We start from the raw sequence: 3372 nt of genomic DNA on the forward strand, positions 1-3372 counted from the left end.
CGGTGGAAGGAACGAAAAGAACTGGACGATTGGCGCGAGGCGTGCATGAGATATAACCATCCGACTGTGGCTGGTTTAGACTCGGTCGCAAGCCCGGGAATTCGCATATAGGGGTCGCCTGGGGGCTAGCCCTTTGAGGAGCTTTCGACGAAGCCATGAAACGAGCCTTGAAATGAGCTTTGAGTTGAGCTTTGAGAAGTGCTTTGGCCCGAGCTTTGCGTCGAGCTTTGAGGCAAGCAATGAAAGAAGCGATGCGCTGAGCTTTGAGATGAGCGATGCCGGGTGCAATGACTCATGCAGTGCGCGATGCGGTTTGCTACGCAGTCGACGACGCACTCGCCGACGCAGTCCGCTACGCGGTGAACGATCCTCTGAGCGACGCTTGCCGGCGAGCACTGACGGGTGCTTTGCCCGACCCGATCGCGCCTTGAGCGCGAGGCACCTCCCCGAATCCGGGCCTGGCATCGGCCCCAACCGCAAGTCGCTAGGATCTCGGAAACCTGCCTCAGTTCTGTTGACTCCTCCTGCTCACACCCTATAATCGGGCAAAAGGAGAATCAATGAAGTCGCTCCCGCTGGTGTTGCTCGCTCTCGTTACGCTGTTGGCCGGGCCGGCGCTCGCCGACCTGAAGATGGAATCGGTCACGCGCACGTCGATGCTCACGGGTCTGGGAACTACCGAGGTCAATGCGGTAACCCAATACCAGGGCGAGAAACGCGCCGAGGACCATACGACGAAGATGGTCGGCGGCCTCGGCGGCGTGATCGCCGGCAAGCCGCAGACCAGCACGGAGATCACGCGGCTGGACAAAGACGTCATCTGGGACCTGAATCCTCCCAAGAAGACCTACACGGAGCGCCCGATTGCCCTGCCCGCCGTCACTGAGACCATAGCCGAACGAAGGCAGAGCGGCCCGGACCAGGGCAAGCCCTACAAGATTGTGAAGTCGGAGTTGAAGGTCACCAAGACCGGGGCGGCGAAGGACATCAACGGCTTCGCCTGCAAGGAGTACCTCATCACCTGGGATGTGGTGATGGAGGACACGGCATCCAAGGGCAAGGTCACGCGGGTGATGTCGACCGGCCTCTGGAACACGCCACTGAACGACCAGTTGAAGAAGGCCCGAGCGATCGAGGCCGAATTCAGCAAGAAGCTGGCGCAGAAGCTGGGCGTCGGGCTCTCGCCGGAAGAGGCCAACCAGCTCGGCGCAGGCATGCTGACCTCCATGTACGGCCTCGACCCGAAAGAAACCGCCGGCAAGATGGAAGAGGTCAGCAAGGAGATGGCCAAGGTCGAGGGCTACTCGATTGTCACCGAGGTGAAGTGGCAAGTGAAGAGCGACTCAGCCGCCAGGAAGCCCGAGCCAAAGGAAGAACCCGAGGAAACGCCGACCGGCCTGGGTGGGCTGCTTGGGAAGCAAATCGCCAAGAGCCTGGCGCCCGACAAACCCAAGGAAGAGGGCGTGATGTTCTCTTCCTACCAGGAAGTGAAGTCGATCTCACTCGATGCGGTTCCAGAAACGGTCTTCGAGATTCCAGAGGGATACAAGAAGGTGGAGAAGTAACGCAGCAGTGGTCTAGAGGTCTAGTGATCGAGTGATCCAGTGATGGACACCTGACCGGCCACGGCGTGAAGTCCGACATTCGGAGTGCGGGAGCGCAGCTCCCGCTTTTCCTATGCCCGCCCGCTACAGTCTCTCGGACAGGAGCCGCGCGACGGCTTCGAGGAACTCGACGTCATCCTTCTTGAAGGCGTCGGGCGCGTCTGAGTCAATGTCAATCTCGCCCCAGAACACACTGCCCTTGATGACGGGCACGACGATCTCCGAACGAGTCTCCAGGGAACAGGCAAGGTAGCGTGCGTCAGCTTGGACGTTGGGTACGACCTCGGTCTTCATCGACGCCGCCACCGCACCGCAGACGCCCGTGCCAACCGGGATGCGGGTATGCACCGTGGGCTTGCCCTGAAACGGACCCAGCACAAGGTGATCGCCTTCGAGCCGATAGATGCCCACCCAGTGGTAGTTGGGAAAGCTCTTGCGCAAGCTGATGACCACGCGCGACTGAAGGTCCTCCGGCCCCTTGGCCGCGAGCACCAGCTCTCTCATCTCGTCAAACTGCGCCTGGTACTTCATTTTCTCACCCTCCCGTGGAGCAGAAAAACGGCACCCTCTCCTGCTCCGTCAATCTGAACTCTAGAATCGCGCGTGCTTCCCATCCTTCATGATCGGTTTGCCGTCGCCGTAGACGGTGAACCCATGGCGCGTGTCGCAGACCATGTCCCAGTGGACGCCGGACTTGTTCCGCCCACCAGTCTCGGGCAGGGCCGCGCCGATGGCAACGTGCATGGTCCCGCCGATCTTCTCGTCGAAGAGCGTGTTCTTGGTGAACTTGGTGATCGAGTAGTTGGTCCCGAAAGCCAACTCGCCGACCCGAGACGCGCCGTCGTCCGCCTTCACCATTTCCTTCAGCAGCTCTTCGTTCTTGGCCGCGCGGGCCTCGACCACGCGGCCTTTGTGGAACGCAAGCCGGACGTCATGGACCTCTTTGCCGCCGTGCACCGCCGGGAATGTGTAGCGGATGTGGCCCTCGGTCTCATTCTCCAGCGGGCTGGTGAAGACCTCTCCGTCCGGGAAGTTGACGCGACCGTCGCAGTTGATCCACTTCCGGCCGCGGGTCTTGAAGGTGATGTCGGTATCCGGGCCGACGATGCGGACGCTGGATAGCCCATTCAGGAACCTGGCCAGCTTGGCCTGCCGCCGGGATACCGCCTTCCACCGGGCGATGGCATTCGGCTTGTCGACCATCCCGGCACCGTAGACGAAATCCTCGTATTCGCGGCGTGACATCTCCGCGTCCTGCGCCGACGAATCGGTCGGATACATGGTGCCGACCCAGCGAAACAAGCCCTTCGCCTCGCGCTGCAGCCGGCGGGCGAATAGCTCTCTGCGCGCCGCCTGGACAGTCGCGATACGCTTCGGGTCGATGCCGCTCAGTTCCTTCGTGTTCCAGCCGCCCCAAACAAACAACATCGCGTCCCGCTTGTCGGTCATGAGCTTCTCCAGCGGCGAGACGAAACTGAGCTGGTGGTCCTGCGCGTACTTGTAGAACAGGTAGTTCGAGTCCGGCAGAAGCACCCGCATCGAGACGTGCGCGCCGGCCTTCAGCGCCTCGACCTGGCAGGCAAGGAGCAGCGGCTCGGCGTTGTAAGGTCCGATTATCTCGACCCAGTCGTTCTTCTTCAACTTGAGGCTGTACTGCACCAGCAGCTTCGCCAGATTGTCAATTCTCGTGTCCGCCACAATTCACCTCCGGTGAAATCGACCAATGACAAAGGGGAAATGACAAAGTCCGAGGCCCAACTTCGTCATT

The 3372-nt window shown here is 60.9% G+C and carries 3 protein-coding genes; 1 reads left to right on the forward strand and 2 read right to left on the reverse strand.

The annotated features are described in order from the left end of the window. Positions 1–560: 560 nt before the first annotated feature. Complete coding sequence (locus FJY68_13875) at positions 561–1565, forward strand: hypothetical protein (protein ID MBM3332911.1); 1005 nt, start codon at positions 561–563, stop codon at positions 1563–1565. Between the two features lie 123 nt (positions 1566–1688). Here FJY68_13875 and FJY68_13880 read toward each other — a convergent pair whose 3' ends face one another. Next, entirely contained in the window at positions 1689–2135 is a 447-nt protein-coding gene (locus FJY68_13880) for a GAF domain-containing protein (GenBank protein MBM3332912.1), read from the reverse strand. A 60-nt stretch (positions 2136–2195) separates the two neighbouring features. Further along, positions 2196–3305, reverse strand: a complete 1110-nt coding sequence (locus FJY68_13885) for an aminopeptidase (protein ID MBM3332913.1) — start codon at positions 3303–3305, stop codon at positions 2196–2198. Between the last annotated feature and the right edge of the window lie 67 nt (positions 3306–3372).

The sequence above is a fragment of the candidate division WOR-3 bacterium genome (assembly GCA_016867815.1).
In the GTDB taxonomy this organism is placed as follows: Bacteria; Hydrothermota; Tepidihabitantia; order Tepidihabitantales; family Tepidihabitantaceae; genus UBA2258.